Consider the following 2887-nt stretch of genomic DNA (forward strand, 5'->3'; position numbering starts at 1 on the left):
AGATCGATCGGAGCGCCTACTGCGCCGGGAAGATGACAAAACAGGACCCACTGAGTGGAAGTTTATGGCGGAGAACTGCCAGGCAAGGCTCTCAGAACAGTCTTGTCGGTCCTTTCGAGATCGGATATCATCATCGTGGCAGCTGCGAGGGGGCGGGCAGGGGCAAAGGGGCGTTGAAATTTCCTATTGGCTTGGACGAAGAGCCTGCGTCTGCATGTTCTTGACAAGTCCGCCTCCTATGAGCCTCTAGACACCACGTCCGTCATGGACAGCATTATGATCCCAAGTCGGAAGTTCGAAAGCATCGGTCCGGCTGGCCAACCGGCCATTGCCAACATCGATGAGGACGACTTTCTTGAGATCCTGGTACCGACGGATGGGGGCTACTTGGCGTGTTTCGAATGGGATGCCGATGCTGATAGTGGACGCGCTGAACGCGGATGGCCGCAGCTATTCGCAGATCTACCACTGACACCAACGATTGCCGACATAGATGCTACCGGTAATCTGGAGTTAATCGTCCAGGACAGGAGTGGTTGGGTTCATGTCTTTGAGCTGCTGGGCACTGCCTCAGAAAACGAACTGCCTTGGTCCCAGTATGGTCATGACCCGCGAAACACCTTCAACGCCGCGACGTCCTTAGGTTTGAAGAAGGAACAGAAGCTGCCGGATGATGAAGCCAAACCGGTTGAGTGGAAATTGCGTGTGGGGCCAAATCCAATTCTGAAGGGTGACTTATCGATTAGCTTTGAACTTCCGCGCCCGGGCAGGGTGTTGGCCGAGGTGTTTGACGTAGGAGGCCGGCAGGTCAAAACAGTAATTGATGAACGCTATCGGGCGGGGAGATATCGAGTCGTGTGGGACGGCCGCGGCCAGCAAGGAACACTGGTGGCGAGCGGTGTTTACTTCTTGCAAGTCAAGGCTCCTGAGAGGGTTGACGTTCGGAAGATCATGGTGGTAAGATAGTTAGCCTAAAGGGAGACGATCGTGCGGCTTGGCTTGCTAGGGCTTTAGAGGGGGTGATGACAATGAGACAAAGCCTTTTGTTATGCGCAGCAATTCTATGCGCGACACTGCCTTTGGGGATACGGGCCGATCTCCTACGGGTGCCGGATGAGTACTCGACCATCACGCTGGCGTGCGAGGATGCCGTTTCGGGTGATACCGTGGCGGTGAGCGCGGGCCTCTACCACGAAGATGCCTACGTGAATCCGGGAGTCAGCGTGATTGGCATGGTGCCGGATTCAACGGAGGTTCATGTTTCTCCCCTGGACTATCAGGGCCCGTTTACTATTCTCGAAGGGACTGATGCGACATTGATCGAGAACATGACGATCCTCGGGGGCCTGAATCCCACTTTCTACAATGGCAATCCGAATACAGTCATCAAGCGTTGCTTCATCGTAGCGGGAGACTCTGGTAGCTACGTAGCTATAGTGGGCGCAGATCTGACTATTAAGTCGTGTTTCATTTGGTGGAGCTCATGGTCTGATAATCTGTTCTGGTTCAACGGACCATTTGATGTTCTAATTGAAGACTGTGTCCTCCGGGGGAATGGTCTCAATTATTGGAACGTTCCCTCGGGGACACGGATCAATCTGAAGAATAATACGATTGACGATTCCATTTACTTTTACGTTGAGTTCTCGACGGATTTTTCTCTTATCTTCACTAACAATATAATGAAGTATGTGCAGTGTGGCGATGTCCAGCCGGATACCCTTGAGTGGCGTTACAATGATTTTGTCGAGCCCGGAGGGTGGCCCAACTGCGGCGAACAGGCCGGCAATTTCTCGGCCGATCCGCTGCTCTGCGATCCAGACGGGGAGGTGGCGGATTATCGCCTGGAGCCGGAGAGCCCATGCCTGGGCGCCGGTGAGAACGGAGAGGACGTGGGCGCACGGCTCGGGATCTGCTGGGATCCCTCGGGAGTCGGCGATGAACAAGCGTCCGGCCTGGACTCTCGGCTTCGAGCCTACCCCACGGTGATTGGCGGCGATGGCTGCACGCTCGGGCTGACCGGCCAATCCGTGGACCTTTCGCCTGCCGTTGAGGTCCTCGACGTCCTCGGCCGGCGATGCGCGACCGTGACCCTATCGCCACGCGCCGGTGCAACCTTCACTGCGCGCTGGCCGGGAACCGACGATCAGGGCCGCAAGCTTCCCGCTGGTGTCTACTGGCTACGACCTACGGGGAGGACGGACGTCTCGACGCGAGTGCATATTGTGAGGTGATGATTCTGGCGTCGCCCGGCATGCGTAATGTCCAAAAACTGGATTGAGGACTAAATCGCTCTCCAAGTTTTCCTTCCGCCGCTTTGTGGTTTGCGGATGGGAAAGGGGCGGATGCCTCGGGAGAGCGCCTGCGCTTCGAGCCACTCCCTCCGCCCACAACGGCGGATGTCGAGGAGCTGACGCTGGAGATCGGCCGCCGCATGAGCGAGCGGGTGGCGGCGGCGTGGGAGGCGGACGGCAGCGACTACCTCGATCCCGACCTTGCCGCGCTGTGCGACGCCTTCTTCTTTGCGCGCAACGCCCCATTGGGAACGCGCTCGGGCCCCCGCCTGCCGGGGATCGGCGGGGAGGAAGAAGACGCGGGAGGTTTCTCAAGCAAGCCTCAGTGCGCCTCCATGGCCGGATTCTTCTTGCATGCCGCGCAGTCGGTCCCTGCGTGGGACCGTGAAGCGCTGGAGCGGCTGCTGCGCTACGGGTTGCGGGCGCCGTTTTCCCAAGAGCGTCTTTCGCTCAGCCCCGAGGGGAAGGTTGTGTATCGTTTGCGGCGGCCGTGGCCGAATGCCAACGGCGCCACACATCTGATCCTCGATCCCTTGGACTTCCTGCGCCGCCTGGCGGCTCTTGTCTCCTTTCCCTACAGCGTAAGCGGTCAT

General features: G+C 58.1%; 3 protein-coding genes. All 3 read left to right on the plus strand.

The window, feature by feature from the left end:
* The first annotated feature begins 186 nt into the window (after positions 1 to 186).
* Positions 187 to 966, plus strand: a complete 780-nt coding sequence (locus KJ970_10305) for a T9SS type A sorting domain-containing protein (protein MBU2691309.1) — start codon at positions 187 to 189, stop codon at positions 964 to 966.
* Between the two features lie 62 nt (positions 967 to 1028).
* On the plus strand, positions 1029 to 2234 hold the full coding sequence (locus KJ970_10310) for a hypothetical protein (protein MBU2691310.1): 1206 nt from the start codon (positions 1029 to 1031) through the stop codon (positions 2232 to 2234).
* A gap of 83 nt (positions 2235 to 2317) precedes the next feature.
* A partial coding sequence (locus tag KJ970_10315; protein ID MBU2691311.1) for a transposase occupies positions 2318 to 2887 on the plus strand: 570 nt, incomplete at its 3' end.

The sequence above is a fragment of the Candidatus Eisenbacteria bacterium genome, assembly GCA_018831195.1.
Classification (GTDB): domain Bacteria; phylum Eisenbacteria; class RBG-16-71-46; order CAIMUX01; family JAHJDP01; genus JAHJDP01.

What these genes read in the sequence shown, in the direction of transcription:
- KJ970_10310 (MBU2691310.1), top strand. Translation starts at nt 1,029, where the DNA reads ATGAGACAAAGCCTTTTGTTATGCGCAGCAATTCTATGCGCGACACTG.